General features: G+C 52.7%; 1 protein-coding gene. It reads right to left on the reverse strand.

Annotated elements, in window-relative coordinates; translation table 11 throughout:
- Positions 1-834: HAMP domain-containing protein (locus OB13_RS16320; RefSeq protein ID WP_461491243.1), on the reverse strand; the 834-nt coding region annotated here is incomplete at its 3' end.
- Positions 835-850 lie beyond the last annotated feature (16 nt).

Raw genomic sequence — 850 nt, forward strand, 5'->3', positions numbered from 1 at the left:
CACCATCTGGTTCAGGTTCTCCTTCAGATCCAGGATTTCACCACGGGCTTCTACCGTTATCTTCTGGCTCAGGTCACCTTTTGCAACGGCTGTGGCTACTTTGGCGATATCCCGTACCTGAGAAGTCAGGTTGGAAGCCATGTAGTTCACGTTGTCCGTCAGATCCTTCCAGGTTCCGGCCACATTTGGTACATTGGCTTGTCCGCCCAGTTTACCTTCGGTACCTACTTCACGTGCCACGCGCGTTACTTCATCACCAAAGATATTCAAGGAATCCACCATCTGGTTAAGGTTTTCCTTCAGATCCAAAAGTTCGCCACGTGCTTCCACTGTGATCTTCTGGCTCAGGTCACCCTTGGCCACGGCCGTGGCCACTTTAGCTATACCTCGTACCTGCGTTGTCAGGTTAGAGGCCATGGTATTTACATTATCTGTCAGGTCTTTCCATACACCCCCTACATTCGGTACAGCAGCCTGGCCACCCAGTTTACCTTCCGTACCTACTTCCAGGGCTACACGGGTTACTTCACCGGCGAAGATGTTGAGGGAGTCCACCATGCGGTTCATGTTCTCCTTCAGCTCATTCAACTCACCTTTCACATCCACAGACACTTTCTGGGTCAAATCGCCTTTCGCCACCGCGGTCGCTACTTTGGCAATGTCGCGTACCTGCAGGGTCAGGTTGGAGGCCATCGTGTTCACGTTGTCGGTCAGTTCTTTCCAGGTACCGCGCACCTTCGGTACATTGGCCTGGCCACCGAGACGTCCTTCCGTACCCACTTCACGCGCCACACGGGTTACCTCATCTGCAAAAATATTAAGTGAGTCCACCATCTGGTTCAGGTTCTCC

Source organism: Pontibacter sp. HJ8 (genome assembly GCF_054824225.1).